The sequence below is a fragment of the Flavobacterium degerlachei genome (assembly GCF_900106645.1).
GTDB lineage: Bacteria > Bacteroidota > Bacteroidia > Flavobacteriales > Flavobacteriaceae > Flavobacterium > Flavobacterium degerlachei.
The window spans coordinates 159,853-179,683 of record NZ_FNMV01000006.1 but is presented as its reverse complement, the minus strand read 5'-3'; the positions used below and the strand labels follow the sequence as shown (position 1 = coordinate 179,683).

The window sequence follows — 19,831 nt, the reverse complement described above, 5'->3', positions numbered from 1 at the left end:
TTTTGCAGCAAAAAGTAAAAGGATGTCGTTGTAATCGGGGCTAAGTAAGTGAGATGATTTAGTGCTTCTCGAATATTTCGTTTAAATAAGAAGCAGAAGTTTTTTTCCATTCCATAATACGGATGGATTGATAAGTACAATGCAAAAAACACCAGCTACAATAAGGAATTTTAAAATATTATGAAGCAATAGATACTGTTCTTTCTTTTCGGCTTTCCATAAATAAAGCAAAAAGAAAATCAAGATAATCATGCAAGCATAAAAATAGATGTCCATATAACCTACATCATAGATGTCAATCAAAAGATAAACAGGAAATATCGTTAATATCGTTAAGGTCGTGATGATTTTTTTAGAAACTCGCTCTCCAAAACGAATGGGTATGGTTTGATAATTATTCGCTAAATCTCCTTTTAAGTTTTCTAAGTCCTTAATCATTTCCCGAATAAGCAATAGTAAAAACAAAAAACAAGCATGTGAAAAAATCACAGCAAAATGACCTTTGTAATTTTCAATTTCTTCAAAACTAAGGTTGTAGTAATAGTGTAATAAAATGGCGAAAAACGGAATTACCGCCATCAACGTTGCAGTTAAATTACCTACGACAGCGTATTTTTTAATTTTATGGGAGTAAAACCATATTAAAAATATATAACCTGAAAAGAATATAAAAGCCTGCCAGGAAGCAAAAAATGCCAATAGTACGGCTATAAAGTTTAAAGTAAAATACACCTTTAGCTTAGTGGATTGACTAACTAATCGGTCTAACATTGATTTGTTAGGTCGATTGATTAAATCTTTCTGGCTGTCATAAAAGTTATTAATGATATAACCAGATGCAATGGTAATTGCTGAAGCAAATACAAGGAGGAACAAATTAAAATCTAATATAATAGCTATGGCTCTTTTCTCTGGTGCCAGAATAAAAATGGCTGAAAGGTATTGTGCTAGTATGATGATAGGGATATTATATCCTCTTACTACGGAGAACAAACTAACTATCTTCATCAATAAAAGCCTAGACTTTCTGCTTAATGCCATACTTTTTTAAAATAATAAAGCTTAAAATCACAACGAATTTTAAGCTTTAAATTTATTTTTTATGTTCAATTAGAATTGGTAAACAACTTCTAATTTATAATCTTTCAAGGAAGCTTTTGCGCGTTCTAAATCTTCGGTAAAACCTAGGATATAGCCACCGCCGCCAGAGCCACATAATTTTAAATAATAATCGTTAGTGTCAATTCCTTTTTGCCAAATAGCGTGAAATTGCTCTGGAATCATTGGCTTGAAATTATTCAAAACTACCTTTGATAATTTTTTAGTATTCATGAACAAAGACTTCATGTCACCACCAAGGAAATTCTCAACACAGGCGTCAGTATATTTTACAAACTGATTTTTCAGCATACTACGGAAACCCTTGTCTTTTAGGTTTTCCATAAAAATGGTAACCATTGGTGCTGTTTCTCCTACAATTCCAGAATCTAACAAAAAGACAGCGCCTTTACCATCCAAAATTTGATTTGGAATCCCAGTTGCTTCAATATTGTCTTTGGAATTAATTAAAATAGGAATGCTTAAATAGCTATTTAAAGGGTCAAGACCAGAACTTTTTCCATGAAAAAAGCTCTCCATTTGAGAGAATATATTTTTTAATTGTAATAATTTTTCGCGTGTCAGGTTCTCAAGAACCGTGATTTTGTGTTGAGCATATTTGTCATAAATAGCAGCTACTAAAGCGCCGCTACTTCCCACACCATAACCTTGTGGAATACTAGAATCAAAATACATCCCCGTTTCAATATCGCTTTTTAATGCTTCGATATCAAAAGTGACCAAGTCAGCTTGCTCAGACTGTAATGTTTCAAGGTATGTTGCAAAACGCTTCAAACTTGCATTTGATGCAATTGCTTCTGCAGAAGGATCTTCGTCTCTTTTTAACGCACCATTATAAAAATTATAAGGAATCGATAAACCCTTAGAGTCACGAATAATTCCGTATTCTCCAAAGAGTAATATTTTTGAATAAAATAAAGGTCCTTTCATACTTAATTGAGAATTAACAATGGATAATTGATAATTATTTGTTTTTCGAAGTATTGATTATACTTGTTAACAATTTTAAAATTTCTATTACTTTGGCTTTTATGCTTTGAAACTCAATTTCTGACAAGAATTTTGTTTCATATAATAAATCTAACCAATATTCTGTTTCATTAGCTTCTTTCAAAGAGATAGACAACTTATGAATAAAGTCAGCTTTACTTTGAGCATGCTCTGCTTCTCTAATATTTGCTCCTATTGATGTTCCAGATCGAAGCAATTGTTTAGATAATACGAACTCTTTTTTCTCTACGAGAATTTTATAAAGATAAACGATTTCTACTGCGAATACAAAAGATTTTTCTTTAATGATATTTTTCTTCTCCATAGAGTTATCAATTGTTCATTATCAATTATCAATTGACGAAGCTCCATTTCCAATTTCGTCACAAATGTACTGCCCATTTTGGCAAAAGCCAACTAATTCGTCCTTAATAAATTGTAAAACTGCAGCGCTAACGTTTTCGGGATATAAAACATGAACATTAGCTCCTGCGTCGAGTGTAAAACAAACAGGGATTTTAGTCTCATTTCTGAATTTCCAAATCGCATTTATTATTTGTAAAGTGTTTGGTTTCATTAAAATGAAATAAGGCATCGAGGTCATCATCATCGCATGCAAAGTCAAAGCTTCACTTTCGACTACTTTTATGAATTCCTCTAAATCACCACTTTCAAAAATGGCAATCAGTTTGTCTAAATTTTCGTGTGCTTGTACAAAACGTCTTTCAGCATACGGATGATTGTGCATCAAATCGTGACCAACGGTACTTGAAACCTGTTTCTCGCCTTTATCAACTAGTAAGATAGTGTCTTGAAAATTATTGAAACTTTCGTGTATCGCATTTGGGAATTCTACGCCAAATAAATCTGAACTTCCCTTGATGTTGTCTTGGTTTCCCCAAACAACAACACTTCCTTTTACACTTCTGCAAGCACTTCCTGAACCCAATCGAGCCAGAAAAGAGGCTTTCTGATAAAAGTGCTCTTCAGTCATTGATGGGTTTAAGGCTTTTTCTAAACTCATGAAGTTCATCGCTATAGCAGCCATTCCAGATGCCGAAGAAGCAATTCCCGAACTGTGGGGAAAAGTATTTTCAGTATCTATTGTAAAATGATAATCTTTTAGAAAAGGCAAATAGATTTCGATACGTTCCAAGAATTTCTGTATTTTCGGTTTGAAATCTTCTTTAGGCTTTCCTTCAAAAAGTAAATCAAATGAAAAAACATCCTGCTTTTCCTTTTTGGCGAAAGCCAATTTAGTTATTGTTTTACAATTGTTCAGTGTAAAACTAACGGAAGGATTAGCCGGAATCTGGTTGTCCTTTTTTCCCCAATATTTCACGAGTGCAATATTACTAGGCGCGCTCCATTTGAAATTACCGCCTTCAATAGAATGAGAATATGTAGTTGGAATAAAATCGTTTGCTGAAAACATGTGTTATAAAATTTTGGCAAAGATACTTTTTTTGCTTTATACAGGGATTTGTTTATTTGTTGAATCGGTATAAAGTTTTTGTTTAATTTTGAAAAAAATTGAAAAACGCCAAAATGAATAAAATCACCAAAATACTTACTGTTGTTGTTACCTGTCTTGCGATTGGTTATTTTTCTGGAAACTCGACTCGTTCGGCCATTTTAGACTGGTATCCTGCATTGGTAAAACCAATTTTCAACCCTCCAAATTGGATTTTTGCGCCAGTATGGAGTATGCTTTATATCATGATGGGAATTGCGGCAGGATTGGTTTGGGACCGAATAGAATCAAATACGGAGACTGTCAAAAAAGCCTTGGTATTTTTTGCAGTGCAATTAGCTTTGAATGCTTTATGGTCTTATTTGTTCTTCGGTTTAAATAACCCTATGTTGGCTTTATTGGAAATTGTAATTCTATGGCTTATGATTTATGAAACCTATGTTCAATTTGGAAAAATCAATAAAATCGCGGGCTATTTATTTATCCCTTATTTGCTATGGGTAAGTTTTGCGATGGTTCTGAATGCAAGTATTTGGTGGTTGAATAAATAGAGTGTTCAGGGGGCAGTTTTTCGGTTGGATAAAAGGAAAATTACTTTTCTAAAGGGGATAGCTTTTTAAATTCGGTATTTTTTGCGAATAGAAATTCCATCAAAGCCAAATCATTGTTGCTTTGCGCGATTGTTTGTGACTGGGGATCTGCATCACAAAACTCAAGGAATAATGGTACTTGTTCTGGCTTCAACTTTAATTTTTCAATGTAAAATTTCTGGTCGAATGTGTTTTTTGCCAATGCTTTAAACTCTATTTGCGGAACTGGTTTTTTAGTAGGTTCTTTTTCTTTTCGGAATAAGTCTACTATCATACCACCTACTCGCATTAGATTCATACCATTTTCAATTCCTCCCATATAAACTCCGCTGACCGGGATTGCAGTTGCCGCTTTTTCAAGGGCGTATTGATCGAGCTTATCTTGTTCCCATTTTTCATCTTTGCTTATTTTTATAGAAGGCATTTTAGTTATTACAACCTCATTTAGTTCTTCTGCTTTTAATATTAATTCAATGACTAGCTCCTTCGTGTTAATAGTTTCGGGCGTAATTGTTATTTTTTTTAGCTGATGCTCTTTAGATACAAATACAAGGGTGTCATTTGCTTTGACAGCAATTGAAAAATCACCATCAGAATTTGTAACTGTAAGTGTTTTTGAATCAGCATTGATTACCTCTACATTAGGTACGACGTAATTATTAAATTTAACTTTGCCTTTTATGGTTTGGCTGAAGCTATATTGTGAAATGGAAAGGAGTAAGAATAGAAGTAGTTTTACTTTCATATATGTCGAATCTAATAACTTGATAGTAAAATTATTAGATTCGTCTTAAGGAAAACTTAGTAAAGATGTAAATTCTTGTTAATTAAACTCAAAGGAATTGCCTACTAAATCGCGTTCGCCAAAATAAACCCACTTGTCCAAGCATTCTGAAAGTTAAATCCACCAGTAATGGCGTCAATATTTACAATTTCTCCGGCAAAATATAGGTTTTCGTGCAGTTTGCTTTCCATGGTTTTGAAGTTGATTTCCTTTAAGTCAATTCCGCCCGCAGTTACAAATTCCTCTTTAAAAGTGCTTTTACCATTGACTTGAAAAGTACCATTTGTCAGTTGATTGGATAGGTTTTGAAGTTGTGCTTTTGATAAATCAGCCCATTTCGTTTCGATTTCGATTCCTGCGGCAAGTACCAAACTTTCCCATAAACGGTTCGGGAAATCAAAAGGTGATTTCTTGGAAACCGCTTTTTTGGCGTGTTCCTGCTTTAGCTCTTTTAGTTTTTTCTCAGCATCACTAGCGTCAACATCGTTAAGCCAATTCACGAAAATGGTAAACTGATAATTTTTGTCATGCAGTATTCGGGCTCCCCAAGCAGAAAGTTTTAAAACGGCAGGACCACTCATTCCCCAGTGGGTAATTAATAACGGACCTGTAGATTCCAGTTTTGTATCTTTTACTTTTACCGTTACCTGTGCTGCCACGCCTGGTAATTCCTTGATTCTCGGATCCTTGATATTGAAAGTAAATAGGGAAGGGACTGGACTCACAATTGCGTGACCGTAGGTTTGCAGCATTTCCCATATTTTAGGGTTGCTACCCGTTGCCAAAATTAATTTTTCAGCAATGTAGTTCTCGTTTTGTGTTTCTATTTTCCAGTTATTCTCTTTTTTAAAAATGGATTGTACACTTTGTCCCGTCAGGACTTTAATTCCTAATTTCTGTGTTGCCTCAAGAAAACAATCAATTATGGACTGTGATGAATTTGAAACAGGAAACATTCTTCCATCATCTTCAATTTTTAATTCCACTCCGTGTTTTTCAAACCATTCTATGGTGTCTCCAGAGCAAAATTGATGAAAAGGTCCACGTAATTCTTTCTCGCCACGAGGGTAATATTTAACCAATTCGTTAGGTTCAAAACAAGCATGCGTAACATTACATCTACCGCCGCCAGAAATGCGGACTTTCTGCAGTACATCCGCACCACGTTCTAATATGGCTACTTTTAGTTTAGGGTTTTTCTCTACGATATTTATGGCTGTAAAAAATCCTGCTGCGCCACCACCTACTATTATTATATCAAAATCTTGATTCATATTTTTCTTGTTTTGCTATTCGCAAAATTTATAATCGATCTGGGAAATCTGAGATAATCCCGTCTACGTTATACGTTTTTATTCTCTTTATGTCTTCTATTTCATTCACTGTCCACGGAAAAACCTGAAATCCTTTTTCTTGCATTTTAGCCGTGTTCTCTTTAGTGACCAAATGAAAATAGGGATGAATGGACTTGGCCTTAATAAATTTGGCGAAAGCGAAAGCCAAATCCAAATTTGTTTCTGTCAATACTCCAATAGGTATTTTTGAATTTGAAAAAGTGACTTGCTGTAAGGCATTCCAATCAAAGCTGGAAACTAAAAATTGATCGTAATTCCATTTTTTTTCTGAAACGTATTTTTCAATTAAATCGACCACTTTATCGGCAGTTTCAAAACTTTTCAGTTCAATATTGATATCACATTTTTGGTCAATCAGGTTTAACACTTCTGATAGAGTGGGAATGGTATGTATTTTTTCAATTCGGAAACGCTTTAATTGAGGTAAAGAAAACTGGTTTACAAAACCTTTTCCATCTGTAGTCCTGTCAATAGTTTCGTCATGAATAACCATTAACTCATTATCTGAGCTCAAATGAACGTCGAGTTCAATTCGATCAACATGAAGGTCAATTGCTTTTTGGAAACCTATTATAGTATTCTCCGGTTCATGACCTCTAGCGCCACGATGACCTATTTTTAACATTCGATTGATTTTTTACAAAGGTAACATAAATAAAAAAGCACAAACCGAATTCGATTTGTGCTTTTTGTACTTTGTTTGCTATTTTATTTTTCTAATAAAACGATATCAAATTCCGTGTCGATACTTATTTTTCCGTTTATTACAGTAGTTTCTTTTCCGGAATAGGCATCTTTTAATTTTGTGCCATCAGTAAATATTGTTCCTACAGAAAGTTCTTTTTTGCCTAAGGGCAGATCCAGTCCTACAACTACTTGATCTTCGTATTCTCCTTTCGAAAAAGTCCTTGAAAAAGTATATGGTTGTGCAGTAATTTCTTGGTGAATACCTGCTCCAATCGAAGGATGATTTTTTCTGAATTGTCCTAGTTTTTGCCAATGTAAAATCGCTTTTTGTGTTTCAGAATTCGATCGAATGTCCTCCCAATTCATAAATGATCGTAAAGTGGCATCACCTTCAGTGCCTTCAATAATTAAAGAACGTGCTGATTCGTCTCCGTAAAATACTTGTGCAAGTCCTGGGGAAAGTAGTAGTTTTGTTGCTGTTTCTTTGTTTTTGGTTCTAGCTGCGTCAAATGGACCACCGTCATCATGAGAAGACAGATAGTTCAAAACACTATGTCCCTTTAATTCTCCATTTAAAATAGTTGAATATTTTGAGAAGATGAATTCATAGTCTTTTTTCGCATCCCATTTGAATTCGAAATTAATCATGTTGTTAAATCCATTATCGTAATAGTTCACTTTTTTATCGCCAAAATCAAAATATTTTCCCGCACTGATGTTGTAATTATAAACTTCGGCTATGCTGTAAAAAGGGCTGTTATCTAATACTTGACTAGGGTTTTTCTTTTTCCAAGTGGCAAATGCATAATCGCATTGTGTTTTAAAATCAGCCCATACGCTTTCTTCGGTGTGTTTTACCGTATCAGCTCTGTAGCCATCAATTCCGTATTCCGTAATGTAGTCCGTCAACCATTTGATGATGTAGTTTTTTGGAGTTCTAGGATAGCCAGTTCTTGTAAAAAAAGCATCTAACGAAGCGACTTCTTTTTCGTAACGACCTTCTTTTTTCCATTTTTCGATTAAAAAAGGAGGAAGCGACACTTCTTGCGTACTCTCTGTTTTAATATCTGGTAGGTTTTTAACCAAAGTACAAGTAGTGGTTGTTTCAAAAGTTTTATAATCACATTGTGGTCCCGTTCTTACCCAGTCCGAAGGCCAGATCGTATCTTCATTCGTAACGGGTCCAGTATGATTAATAACACCGTCAAGAATGATTCGAATACCATGAGCATGTGCTTTTTTAACCAATGCGGCTAAATCTTCTTTCGTTCCGAAATTAGGGTCTAATGCTGTCCAATCTCTTGCCCAATAGCCATGAAAACCGTAGCTTAAACCAGTTCCTTCGTCAACTGCGTCATGTATTTGTTCTACGATAGGAGTGAACCAAATAGCATTTATTCCCAGTTTATCAAAATAGCCTTCATCAATTTTTTGAGAAATTCCTTTGATATCTCCACCTTCAAAACCACGAAGCTTTCCGGCAGTTTTATTTCTGTCAAAGTTTAAGTCGTTTGATGTGTCTCCGTTATTGAAGCGATCTGTCATAAGGAAATAGACACTTGCTGCTTCCCAAACGAAAGGGGTTTTAGTTGTTGATTTGTTTTCTGAACTATTTTTTGTGCTCGAGCAACTTATACAAAATGCCATTACTGAAAGTAATAATAGGATTGGCTGTTTTTTCATGATTAATTTGGATTGTTAAGAAAGGGCAAGTTTGTCTGTCCGAAATTTTAAATAATGAATTATTTGTCTAGTTCTAAGATCAAAACAGATTTTCCTTCCACAGAAATTTCGCTTGATAAATCATACGGATTTCCAGTTAGCACGTCTTTTCCATTTTTAGAGGCTTGTATGTTTTCTTGAAAACGTACTGTTTTAAAAGTTTGCTCCTCTTTACTATTATTGATAACTACCATTACGGTTTTCTTGTCAGTATATCTAAAATAAACATACACATTGTTTTCAGGTATGTAATGTGTCATTTTTCCAAAATGCACTGCTTCATTTGTTTTTCTCCAATTGAATAATTTAGAAGTGAAATTAAAATATTCATTTTGCCCGGGAGTTCTTCCTTCTTTTATAAATGCATTGTTCTCATCGCCTTTCCAGCCACCTGGGAAATCTTGGCGAATATCAGCATCACCTTTGTCTTTGTCTCCACTCATTCCAATTTCGCTTCCATAATACAACTGTGGAATACCTCTAACTGTAGCAATTAAAGCCATCGTCATCTGATATTTTTTGAAGTCATTATTGTACACGTGATTGATGCGAGCTGTGTCATGGTTTTCGGCAAAAACCAAAATATTGTTTGGATTTGGGTATAAAAAATCATTAGAAAAATTGTCATATACTTTAACCATTCCCTTGTCCCAACTGCCATCATCTTCATTAAAAATGGTTCCAATAGCATCGTGTAAAGTAAAATCCATTACACTAGGAAGTTGGGAATTGAAATTTTGAATGGCACCTATTTTACTATCTTTTTGCCAATAGGCCATTTGTGCTTGATTGTGCATCCAGATTTCACCTACAATATTAAAATTTGGATACTCATCCGTAATAGACTTTGTCCAAGCGGTAACACCTTCTGGATCTGCGTAGTTGTAAGTGTCAACTCTAAAGCCGTCTAAGTCAGCGTATTCAATCCACCAAATAGCGTTTTGTTTTAAGTAATTCAAAACTAGCGGATTTTTTTGGTTTAAATCAGGCATAGAAGACACGAACCATCCGTCTAGGCAAATATCAGTGTCGATTTTTGATGCATTTGTATCGCTAATCGTTGATCTTTTATGATTGGTTTGTGTGAAATTTTCAAATTGGTGAATCCAGTCCTGCGTAGGTAAGTCCTTCATCATCCAGTGTTCAATTCCCCAGTGATTAGTCACGTAATCCATAACTAACTTCATGTCTTTTTTATGAAGTTCTGAGGCTAGTCTTTTGTAATCTTCATTAGTTCCGTAACGGGGATCAATTTTGTAAACGTCAGATTGCGCATAGGTATGATACGAAAATGCTTTGTCATTGTCTTCACAAAGAGGTGTACTCCAAACTGTAGTTGCGCCTAAAGCTGATATGTAATCTATGTTATTGATAATTCCTTGAATGTCGCCACCGTGTCTTCCTCCAGCTACACTTCTGTCAGCCTTTTCTTGTGTGTCGTTGCTGCTGTCGTTTTTTGGGTTGCCATTAGCAAAACGGTCAGGCATAATGAGATACATCATATCAGATGCGTCAAAACCTTTGCGTTGTGCTGACTTTTCTCGTCTTTGTTTTAAGATATATTTTTGCGTAAAAGCAACTTTGTTATTTTTTTTAAATAAGAAATCAATACTAGCTGCGGGAAGATTCTTTGTGTTTATGGTAACAAAAAGGTAGTTTGGATTTTCAGTTTTTTTTATATCAGTTATGGCAATTGAATTTGCTGCTGTAACTTGATATTGTGAGATGTCTTTACCATAAAACATAATTTGGAGTTCTGGATTATGCATTCCTGCAAACCAAAAGGGAGGTTCAATTCTGTCAATTTGAGCGTTTATGGTAAGGGACATAAAAAAAAGTAATAAAGTTATTCTTTTTAGAAAGGGAATCTTTCGTAATGGCACTGAGTCAAATTTATTCATTATTAAGCACATTTTGGTTAACATTAATATTTTTTAATTCCGTTTTTGTTTAAGTAAACAATCCCAATTAAAAATTGGGATTGTTTGTTGGCTTTAACGGCCTTATAAAAGAAAGAATTGGCTACAAGTTCTTTACAATTAATTTATTTTACGGTAACTGTATTGTATGGAGATACGACAACTGCATTATTGTTTACTACAATTGTCAAGTCCTCGGTTCCATCAACTGAAAAAGCTGTTTCATAATGATTGATATCTACTTTTAGAATCTGACCTCTAAAATTGATTTTAAACGAATACGCTTTCCATTCCTTTGGAATTTTTGGAGAGAAGTGTAATTTATTATTTTTTACACGCATTCCACCAAATCCTTCAACGATACTCATCCATGTTCCTGCCATAGAGGTAATATGACAACCTTCTTCAACTTCTTTATTGTAGTCATCCAGATCTAAACGGGATGTTCTCAAGTAAAAAGTATAGGCCATATCCATTTTGTCAAGTGCCGCTGCTTGTATAGAGTGTACGCAAGGAGAAAGTGAACTTTCATGAACGGTAAATGATTCGTAGAATTCAAAATTGCGTTTCAATTCTTCTTTAGTGAAATGCTCTTCAAAGAAATAGAAGCACTGTAGCACATCGGCCTGTTTTATATAAGGAGAACGTAAAACTCTATCCCAAGACCATTTTTGGTTAATTGGTCGTTGTGCCGGATCTAAATCTTTTACTGGAACTAAATCCTTGTCCAAGAATCCGTCTTGCTGTAAATAAACACCTAGTTCTTCCGATTTTGGAAAATACATGTTGTCAGCAACTTTTTTCCATTCTTGAAGTTCCGTTTCTGCCAGTTTTACTTTTTCAATAATTCGTTTGTGATCTGATGGGAATTCCAAAGACACTTTCTGAATTTGCTCATAGGTATAATCAATACACCATTTTGCAATGTAGTTCGTATAGAAATTATTATTGATGTTATTTTCGTATTCGTTAGGTCCTGTAACTCCCAGAATAACATATTGATTTTTGTCTTTCGAGAAGTTGGCTCTTTGATGCCAAAAACGTGCAATTCCAATTAAGACTTCCAATCCTTTCTCAGGAATGTAAGAGTAGTCGCCAGTGAAGCGGTAGTAATTGAATATGGCAAAAGCAATAGCACCATTTCTGTGAATTTCTTCATGGGTAATTTCCCATTCATTATGACATTCCTCACCATTCATGGTAACCATTGGGTATAATGCTGCTCCGTCTTTGAAACCAAGATTTTTCTCAGCATTCTCGATGGCTTTTTCCAAATGATTGTATCGGTACGTCAATAGATTTCGTGCTACTTCCTGATCTTTGGTAGCCATGTAAAACGGAATGCAATATGCTTCAGTGTCCCAATAAGTAGAACCACCATATTTCTCGCCTGTAAATCCTTTTGGCCCAATATTTAAACGACTGTCCTTACCTAAATAAGTTTGGTTTAACTGAAAAATATTGAAACGGATTCCTTGCTGTGCTTTTACGTCACCATCAATCGTAATGTCTGACATTTCCCAGATTTTTGCCCAAGCATCAATCTGATCTTGTAATAATTGATCGTATCCTTTTGCTAATGCTGATTGGATAACCTTTTCAGCAGCTGTTAGTGTGTTAGTATGATTTAAGGAAACGGTATATCCTCCTATTTTTTGAATAGATGATTTTTTTCCTTGACCTACAATTACATCATAACTACTTTGAATTTTATCAGTTGTAGTGTCAAAATTCGCTGGGGAAAGATTTAAATTGCGGCCATTTTCTAATACGCTATTTTGCATAAAAGTAGTGACCTTAAAATGAGTCTTAAAAGTTTGCGCTGTAACGAAAGCTTCATTACCGGTATGTTTTACTTCAAGAGGTTCCCAGAATTTTTCATCCCAGTTAGCATCCTCATTCGTAACTCCAGCATCAATATAAGGTTTGTATACTATTTTAGCATCCTTGTTTAAAGGTGTGATTTCATAATTAATGATCCCAACTTCATCCAAAGTTATAGACAAGAAACGAGTTACATTAACAGCGATTTCTGTTCCGTTTTTCATTTTTGCATTAAAAGAACGGTTGTACCAACCCTCTTTCATGTTCAATTCACGACGGAAGTCTGTGACTTCAGTACAAGCATTCATGTCTAAATTCTCGCCATTTATTTCAATGTCGATTCCAATCCAGTTTGGTGCATTTAAAACTTTTGCAAAATATTCAGGGTATCCATTTTTCCACCAGCCCACTTTAGTCTTGTCTGGGTAGTAGATTCCTGCGATATAACTTCCTTGAAAAGTTTTTCCGGTGTAACTTTCTTCGAAGTTTGCACGTTGTCCCATAGCGCCGTTTCCGATGCTAAAAAGACTTTCAGATGACTTTACACTTTCTGCATCAAATCCCTCTTCAATGATGGACCAATTGTCTGGTTTTATATAATCTTGGTTCATTCTTTCTTTTGTTTAAAGTTTAAAAAGCATCAGGTTTAGAAGTTTACAGTTGTTGAAATGGACGACTGTTTCTATAACCTCTTGTTTCTTTTTATTCTATCTGTTTATTTATTAATTAGTCCTTCAATGAAACGCATATCTATATGGGTAAAATCCGGATAAATATATTTTGCTTCGTGTAATGTTTTTTCTTCTCCAATTCCGATGCTTGTCATTTTTCCAATATTAGCTGCTTGAACTCCTGCAACCGAATCTTCAAAAACGATAGCGTCTTCTGGTTTTGCTCCTAATAATTTAGCTGCAATCAGGAAAACTTCAGGATCTGGTTTTGCATTGGTAACATCATTTCCATCAACGATAACGTCAAAGTATTGCATGATGCCCGTTTTCTCCAAAATAGGTCTTGCATTTTTACTTGCTGAACCTAATGCAATAGCTTGATTTTTCTCTTTCAAATATTTTAACACAGGCATGACTCCTGGTAAAATTTCGCTTTGGTCCATATCCACTAAATAGGATAGGTATTCTTCATTTTTTTGAATTAGCCATTTGTTTTTGTCTTCTTGCGAAGCTTCTACTTTTCCTAATTCTAAAATGATATCAAGAGAGCGCACGCGGCTTACTCCTTTTAAAAGTTCGTTGTGTTCGAGTGTGAAATCTATATTTAATTCCTGGGCTATTTTCTGCCAAGCTAAATAATGGTATCGGGCAGTATCTACTATTACTCCGTCAAGGTCAAAGATGAATGCTTTCTTATTCATTTACTGTAATTTTTGTTTCGTCATTAATGGTAAGAGCGATAATTCCGGCTAGAATCATGGATGCTCCACCAATCAAAAGTGCATAGATGGGTTCGTTGTCAAAAAATTTAGAAACTAAAAATCCTAAAATGGATGCAGCAACTAATTGAGGGATTACGATAAAGAAGTTGAAAACTCCCATGTAATAGCCCATTTTGTTAGATGGCAGTGAGCCAGATAACATGGCGTAGGGTATTGATAAAATACTTGCCCAAGCGATTCCAACACCAATCATTGGAAGCCATTCCATTGTGAATGCCGTGGGTTCAGTAATGAAATAAACAGATATAAGTCCGAGTCCTCCACAGACTAGCGCGACAAAGTGTGTGAATTTTCGGCTCGTATATTTTGCTAATAATGGAAGTAAAAAAGAAGCGATTGCAGCAATTAGATTATAATTGGCAAACATTTCACCTACTTGATTGGCACCAGTATTGTAGGCTTCAGATGTTGTATCTGTTGTGCCATAAATGTGTTGTGTCACGGCTAGGGTGGTATAAATCCACATAGAGAAAAGTGCAAACCAAGAAAAGAATTGAACCCAAGCCAATTGTTTCATGATTTTAGGCATAAACTGAAAATCGTTCATAATAGTTACGAAACCATTTTCGGTATTGTTTGCCTTCTGCATTAACCCGGAAACCAGCATTGCTAATCCACCTAAACCAATTAGTCCAAGTGATAAGACGTATAAATCTTTCTTTAGATCAAAATTGTAGATGACAAACGAAAAAAGTGCACTTACAATTAGAAATAGGATTCCCTTCATTAAATGAGATTTCCCATTAGAAGCAAACCAATCTGCCGAATGTTCTTCTTTTATAAAAGTAGTTTCCTTGTGTTTTTCAAAAGCGGCTAATTCTTCTGGAGAATATTCTTTAGATGTAATTACAGTCCAAAGCACAGTAATGATAAATACAATTCCACCAAAATAGAAGGAGTATTTAACTGAGTCAGGAATAATACCAAGTGGAGCTGTGTTTTCAACGCCTAAATGAGTAAAAATCAAAGGTAATTTTGACGCAAAGTAAGCACCAATACCAATGAAAAAACTTTGCATGGCAAATCCCATGGTACGTTGCTTTTCTGGAAGATTATCTCCAACAAAAGCACGAAACGGTTCCATAGAAACATTAATGGAAGCATCCATAATCCATAACATTCCTGCTGCAATCCATAGGGCAGGTGAATTAGGCATTATAAATAAGGCAGCTGAAGCTAAAATTGCTCCTGCTAAAAAATAAGGTTTTCTTCGTCCTAATTTTGTCCAGGTTCTATCAGAAAAATAGCCAATAATTGGTTGGATAATTAAACCAGTCATAGGAGCAGCAACCCATAAAATAGGGATGTCGTCAATGTTAGCGCCTAAAGTTTGAAATATTCTGCTGACATTAGAATTTTGCAAGGCAAAACCCATTTGAATTCCCAGAAATCCGAAACTCATGTTCCAAATTTGCCAGAAACTTAATTTACGCTTTTCCATTATCGTAATTTAAATAATTAATACGATAAGCGCGATGCTTATCAAAACCTACTTGTTTTTCGAAGTAAAAGTAAAAGCTTTGATAGGGTAAATATAAAAATTTATTTCACAGTTTTTATTTTTGCAAACAAAAACTGGGAAACATTTTTCACTACAAGGTTGTAGTAATGAATTAAGTAGGAAAAAAAGTTAGAAGTCAGCGGTTTGAACTGTAAAATGTGATCTGATAAAAACCTATTCTCCCTTTTTTACTCTTGCTTCTTTATTCAAACCTTAATAGGTAGACTCCCTTTCTATCAAATGAGTCTCAATTACTTCTGTTGTATAATTTTCATCTTCCTGTTCTTCGTTTTCTGCTTCTAATCGATCAATTAGCATCTTTGCTGCTCTATTCCCCATTTTTATACCGCTTTGACTTACGGTGGTAATAGTAGGAGTGGAGTATTTTGAAATGATTCCATCCGTAAAAGCGATTACTGCCAAGTCTTTAGGGACGTTAAGCCCTATTTTGTTAGCAGTTTTAATTATGGTTACTGCAAAAAGTTCGTTTACTGCAAAAACGGCATCGATGGCTTTGTCTTCTAATAATTTCCCAATTATTATTTCGCAGGTGTCAACATCTTCAATTTTAATGATGAGATTTTCGTTAAAAGGGATGTCATTATCTAATAATGCCTTGATATAGCCGTCCGTGCGGAGCTTACCTACACTCACATAATCAACTGTGGTGACAAGGGCAATTTTCTTTCGTCCTTTATCTATTAGGCTTTGAACCGCTTCATAGGCGGCTTGTTTGTCATCAATAATCACTTTGTCGCATAGGATTTCATTGGTTACCCTATCAAACATAACGACAGGCATTCCTTGGTCTATTACTTCTGTAATATGATGGAAGTCTCCCTTGAACTGTGTTTCTTTTGATAGTGACATGATGAATCCGTCAATGCTACCATTAGCTAGCATCTCCATATTAAGAACCTCTTTATCAAAGGAGTCGTCTGATAAGCATATGATAACACTGTATCCGTGTTCATTAGCAACCTGCTCTATACCGTTAATTACTGTGGAGAAAAAATGATGCACAATTTCAGGGATAATGATCCCTATTGTTTTTGTTTTTCTATTTTTTAAACTAAGGGCAATATTGTTGGGTTTGTAATTATAAAATTTGGCAAATGCCTGAACTTTTAGTCTAGTTTCCTCTCCAATTTCTGAACTATTTCGGAGAGATTTTGATACAGTTGAAATGGAAACATCAAGTTCTTTTGCAATTTGTTTGAGCGTTACTTTCCTTTTCATAATTGTGATATTGATAATAATTATTTTCGTAATAAAGATATAATTTGTTTTTACTTATGGCAATTTATGCCTTAAAAATTTACATAAAATAGAAAGTTTTCAACACTATTACGTTTTCGTAACTCTATTAAAAAATGTCTTTGTCGAAGGTGTTAATATTTACATAAATTTAGCATTCGAAGTAAGAGTAAAATTCACTAAAATCAAATTAATTTAAACAAAAAGTATGAAAACAATTTATAAAAAGTTGTTATTTTTATTACTGCTACTGCCTTTAAGTATTCTGGCTCAGAATACACTTAATGGGACTGTTCTTGATAAAGTTTCAGGGCAGCCAATTCCAGGAGTAAATGTAAATATACAGGGAACAACAAATGGTGTTTCGACAGATTTTGACGGAAAATTCCAGATTTCAAATGTAAAGAAAGGGAATAATGTCGTTTTTTCTTATATAGGATACACAAATTCGATTGTTAACTACAACGGACAGAAATCAATAACTGTTTCTTTAGGAGAAGATGCAAATCAACTTAAAGAGGTAGTGATTCAAGTAGGTTACGGTACAGTTAAGAAAAAAGATTTAACAGGTTCGGTAACAGTATTGAGTACTAAAGATTTTAATAAAGGGCCAGTAACTTCTGCAGATCAGATGATCCAAGGTAAAGTGGCTGGATTGCAAATTATTAATGGTGGTGGTTCACCAGGAGTTGATCCAGTGATTAGAATTAGAAGTGGATCTTCATTGTCAGCAAGTAATGACCCTTTGTATGTTATTGACGGTGTGCCAGTTGCTAGTGGTGGTGTTGAAGGTGGTAAAAATCCATTATCAACTATTAATCAAAATAATATTGAATCGATTTCGGTATTAAAAGACGCTTCAGCGACAGCTATTTACGGATCACGTGCTTCTAACGGGGTAATTATTATTACTACCAAAAAAGGGAAATCAGGTGAATTGCAAGTAACTTATAATGGAAATCTTCAAGTATCTGAAATTACTAAAAAAGTAGATGCATTATCAAGCACACAATTTAAAGATTTTGTTGCTGCTAATGGAAATGATGCTCAAAAGGCACTTGTTGGTACTGCTGATACAGATTGGCAAGATGAAATTTATAGAACTGCTATAGGTACTGATCACAATATCGCATTAAGCGGTGGTGTTGATAATGTAGTGTACAGAGCTTCTGTTGGATATGCTAATTTGAATGGTATCTTGAGAAGAGATAACATGCAAAGAACTACTCTTGGAGCTAATGTAACAGGAAATTTCTTTGATAAACATTTGAAAATTGAAATCAATAATAATACATCGGTAATAAAAAGTAATTATAGCAATGGTGGTGCTATTGGTGGAGCGGTTAGCTTTGACCCTTCGCAACCAGTTAGAAATGCTGATGGAACTTATTTTCAATGGCTAACTTCTCCTACTGAAATAAATCCATTGGCAGGAGTTAATCCAGTTTCTCAAATCGAGCAACAAAATAACTATGGTAGTTTTTACAGAAGTATTGGAAACATTCAGTTTGACTATAAGTTGCATTTTTTACCAGAATTGAAAGCCGTAGCTAACTTTGGTTATGATCAAATGAGTGGTAGAGGATATGGAGATACAGCAGCAGATTATCGTTATGGATTTACGGGTTCAGGATATGGTAATACGTATGAAAACATTGAGTCTCGTGATAATAAGTTGATGGATTTGTATTTAAACTACAATAAAAAAGTAGATGCAATTGATACACAGTTTGATGTAACAGGAGGCTATACTTATCAAGATTTTAAAGAATCAAAAACTAAATCTTCTTACAATGTTGAAAGAGGTGTCACTAATGTGGAGTTATCTACACCAACACGTCTTAACTTGCAGTCATTCTTTGCAAGAACTAACATTACAATTGCAGATAAATATTTGTTAACCTTATCTTATAGAAGAGATGGGACATCAAGATTTACTGAAGATTTCAGATGGTCAAACTTCCCGGCAGTTGCTTTGGGTTGGAAATTAAACGAAGAAAACTTCTTAAAAGATGTAGCTAGTATTTCTGCTTTGAAACTTAGAGGTGGATGGGGTATTACCGGACAACAAAATATAGGTAGCTTTTATCCTTCTATTCCTTTGTATTTAGCGTCTAATAATTCTGCTCAATATCAATTAGGGGATACATTTTATACAACTTATAGACCGGAACCTTATAATAGTAATTTGAAATGGGAACAAACAACAACTGCAAATGTAGGTGTCGATTTTGGATTGTTTAACAATAGATTTACTGGTAGTGTTGATGCGTATCAAAGAATTACCAAAGATTTGTTATTGTATACTTACAACCCGTCTTTCTTTGGTTTTTCTAATCAAGACAACTACAATGTTGGAACAATTGATAACAAAGGTCTTGAGTTAGCTGCAGAAGTAATTCCAGTGAGAAATGATAATTTCCAATGGACTGTTGGTGGAAACGTTACTTTTCAAAATTCTAAAATTACTAAGTTAACAACTACTCAAGAAAACACACCAGGAATTGATACAGGTGATATTGATGGGGGTACTGGAAACACTATTCAAAATCATCAAGTAGGTTATGCACCAAGTTCATTCTTTGTTTATGAGCAAGCTTATGGAGCTGATGGGAAACCACTTGACGGCGTTTTTATTGATAGAAATAAAGATGGTATCATTAATAGTGATGATAAATACCGTTTTCATAAACCAGCCGCCGATGTGTTTTATGCATTCAACACAAGTGTATCTTATAAAAACTGGGATATGGGAATGAACTGGAGAGGATCATGGGGTAATTACAATTACAACAATATCGATTCTAATAAAGGAGTTGCTAATAATGTTTTAACTAGAAATACTGATTTAAGCAATGGTGTTGCTAATCTTTTAGAAACTGGTTTTGCTAAATCAGATAACTTTCAATTGCACTCTGATTATTACGTACAAGATGCTTCATTTATTAGGTTAGACAATGTAAGTGTGGGTTATACTTTTAATCAAAAAGAAAACGCTACGTCGTTAGTTAAATTAACATTGGCTGCTCAAAATATTTTGGTAATAACTAATTATGATGGCTTAGACCCAGAGATCTCAGGTGGTATTGATAAAAATTTATACCCTCGACCAATTACTTTCACGTTAGGTTTGAACGTTAATTTCTAATACAAATA

The 19,831-nt window shown here is 34.5% G+C and carries 15 protein-coding genes; 2 read left to right on the top strand and 13 right to left on the bottom strand.

Annotated features, from left to right (window positions below; all coding sequences use genetic code 11):
* Positions 1–81: 81 nt before the first annotated feature.
* The 4 genes from BLV91_RS07910 to BLV91_RS07895 form a co-directional block, all read right to left on the bottom strand.
* Complete coding sequence (locus BLV91_RS07910) at positions 82–1,041, bottom strand: geranylgeranylglycerol-phosphate geranylgeranyltransferase (RefSeq protein ID WP_091431557.1); 960 nt, start codon at positions 1,039–1,041, stop codon at positions 82–84.
* Between the two features lie 69 nt (positions 1,042–1,110).
* Positions 1,111–2,049 carry a mevalonate kinase family protein gene (locus BLV91_RS07905; RefSeq protein WP_091431555.1) on the bottom strand — a complete coding sequence of 313 codons (939 nt, stop codon included), beginning with the start codon at positions 2,047–2,049 and terminating at the stop codon, positions 1,111–1,113.
* Positions 2,050–2,083: 34 nt separating this feature from the next.
* Positions 2,084–2,434, bottom strand: coding sequence for a four helix bundle protein (locus BLV91_RS07900; RefSeq protein WP_091431553.1), 351 nt, complete (start codon positions 2,432–2,434; stop codon positions 2,084–2,086).
* A 21-nt stretch (positions 2,435–2,455) separates the two neighbouring features.
* A complete protein-coding gene (locus tag BLV91_RS07895; RefSeq protein WP_091431551.1) occupies positions 2,456–3,544 on the bottom strand; it encodes a diphosphomevalonate decarboxylase in 1,089 nt (362 codons plus the stop codon).
* A gap of 113 nt (positions 3,545–3,657) precedes the next feature.
* Between BLV91_RS07895 and BLV91_RS07890 the strand changes: the two genes are divergently transcribed.
* Complete coding sequence (locus BLV91_RS07890) at positions 3,658–4,134, top strand: TspO/MBR family protein (RefSeq protein WP_091431549.1); 477 nt, start codon at positions 3,658–3,660, stop codon at positions 4,132–4,134.
* A 40-nt stretch (positions 4,135–4,174) separates the two neighbouring features.
* On the opposite strand, the gene BLV91_RS07885 is transcribed toward BLV91_RS07890, so the two are convergent.
* From BLV91_RS07885 to BLV91_RS07845, 9 genes are all read right to left on the bottom strand, one after another.
* On the bottom strand, positions 4,175–4,918 hold the full coding sequence (locus BLV91_RS07885; RefSeq protein ID WP_091431547.1) for a carboxypeptidase-like regulatory domain-containing protein: 744 nt from the start codon (positions 4,916–4,918) through the stop codon (positions 4,175–4,177).
* A gap of 104 nt (positions 4,919–5,022) precedes the next feature.
* A complete protein-coding gene (locus BLV91_RS07880; protein ID WP_091431545.1) occupies positions 5,023–6,231 on the bottom strand; it encodes a BaiN/RdsA family NAD(P)/FAD-dependent oxidoreductase in 1,209 nt (402 codons plus the stop codon).
* Between the two features lie 28 nt (positions 6,232–6,259).
* Positions 6,260–6,937, bottom strand: a complete 678-nt coding sequence (locus tag BLV91_RS07875) for a glycerophosphodiester phosphodiesterase (protein ID WP_091431543.1) — start codon at positions 6,935–6,937, stop codon at positions 6,260–6,262.
* A gap of 83 nt (positions 6,938–7,020) precedes the next feature.
* Complete coding sequence (locus BLV91_RS07870) at positions 7,021–8,682, bottom strand: alpha-amylase family glycosyl hydrolase (protein WP_091431541.1); 1,662 nt, start codon at positions 8,680–8,682, stop codon at positions 7,021–7,023.
* A gap of 59 nt (positions 8,683–8,741) precedes the next feature.
* A complete protein-coding gene (locus BLV91_RS07865) occupies positions 8,742–10,622 on the bottom strand; it encodes a glycoside hydrolase family 13 protein (protein WP_175513973.1) in 1,881 nt (626 codons plus the stop codon).
* Positions 10,623–10,765: 143 nt separating this feature from the next.
* Positions 10,766–13,075: a glycoside hydrolase family 65 protein gene (locus BLV91_RS07860; RefSeq protein ID WP_091431536.1), complete on the bottom strand. Its 2,310-nt coding sequence runs from the start codon at positions 13,073–13,075 to the stop codon at positions 10,766–10,768.
* 104 nt (positions 13,076–13,179) lie between these two features.
* Positions 13,180–13,836, bottom strand: a complete 657-nt coding sequence (gene pgmB / locus BLV91_RS07855; protein WP_091431534.1) for a beta-phosphoglucomutase — start codon at positions 13,834–13,836, stop codon at positions 13,180–13,182.
* Complete coding sequence (locus tag BLV91_RS07850) at positions 13,829–15,358, bottom strand: MFS transporter (RefSeq protein WP_091431532.1); 1,530 nt, start codon at positions 15,356–15,358, stop codon at positions 13,829–13,831. The genes pgmB and BLV91_RS07850 overlap by 8 nt, the downstream gene beginning before the upstream one ends.
* Positions 15,359–15,631: 273 nt before the next feature.
* A complete protein-coding gene (locus tag BLV91_RS07845) occupies positions 15,632–16,657 on the bottom strand; it encodes a LacI family DNA-binding transcriptional regulator (RefSeq protein WP_091431530.1) in 1,026 nt (341 codons plus the stop codon).
* 226 nt (positions 16,658–16,883) lie between these two features.
* Here BLV91_RS07845 and BLV91_RS07840 point away from each other — a divergent pair, with 226 nt between their 5' ends.
* Positions 16,884–19,823 carry a SusC/RagA family TonB-linked outer membrane protein gene (locus tag BLV91_RS07840; protein ID WP_091431529.1) on the top strand — a complete coding sequence of 980 codons (2,940 nt, stop codon included), beginning with the start codon at positions 16,884–16,886 and terminating at the stop codon, positions 19,821–19,823.
* Positions 19,824–19,831 lie beyond the last annotated feature (8 nt).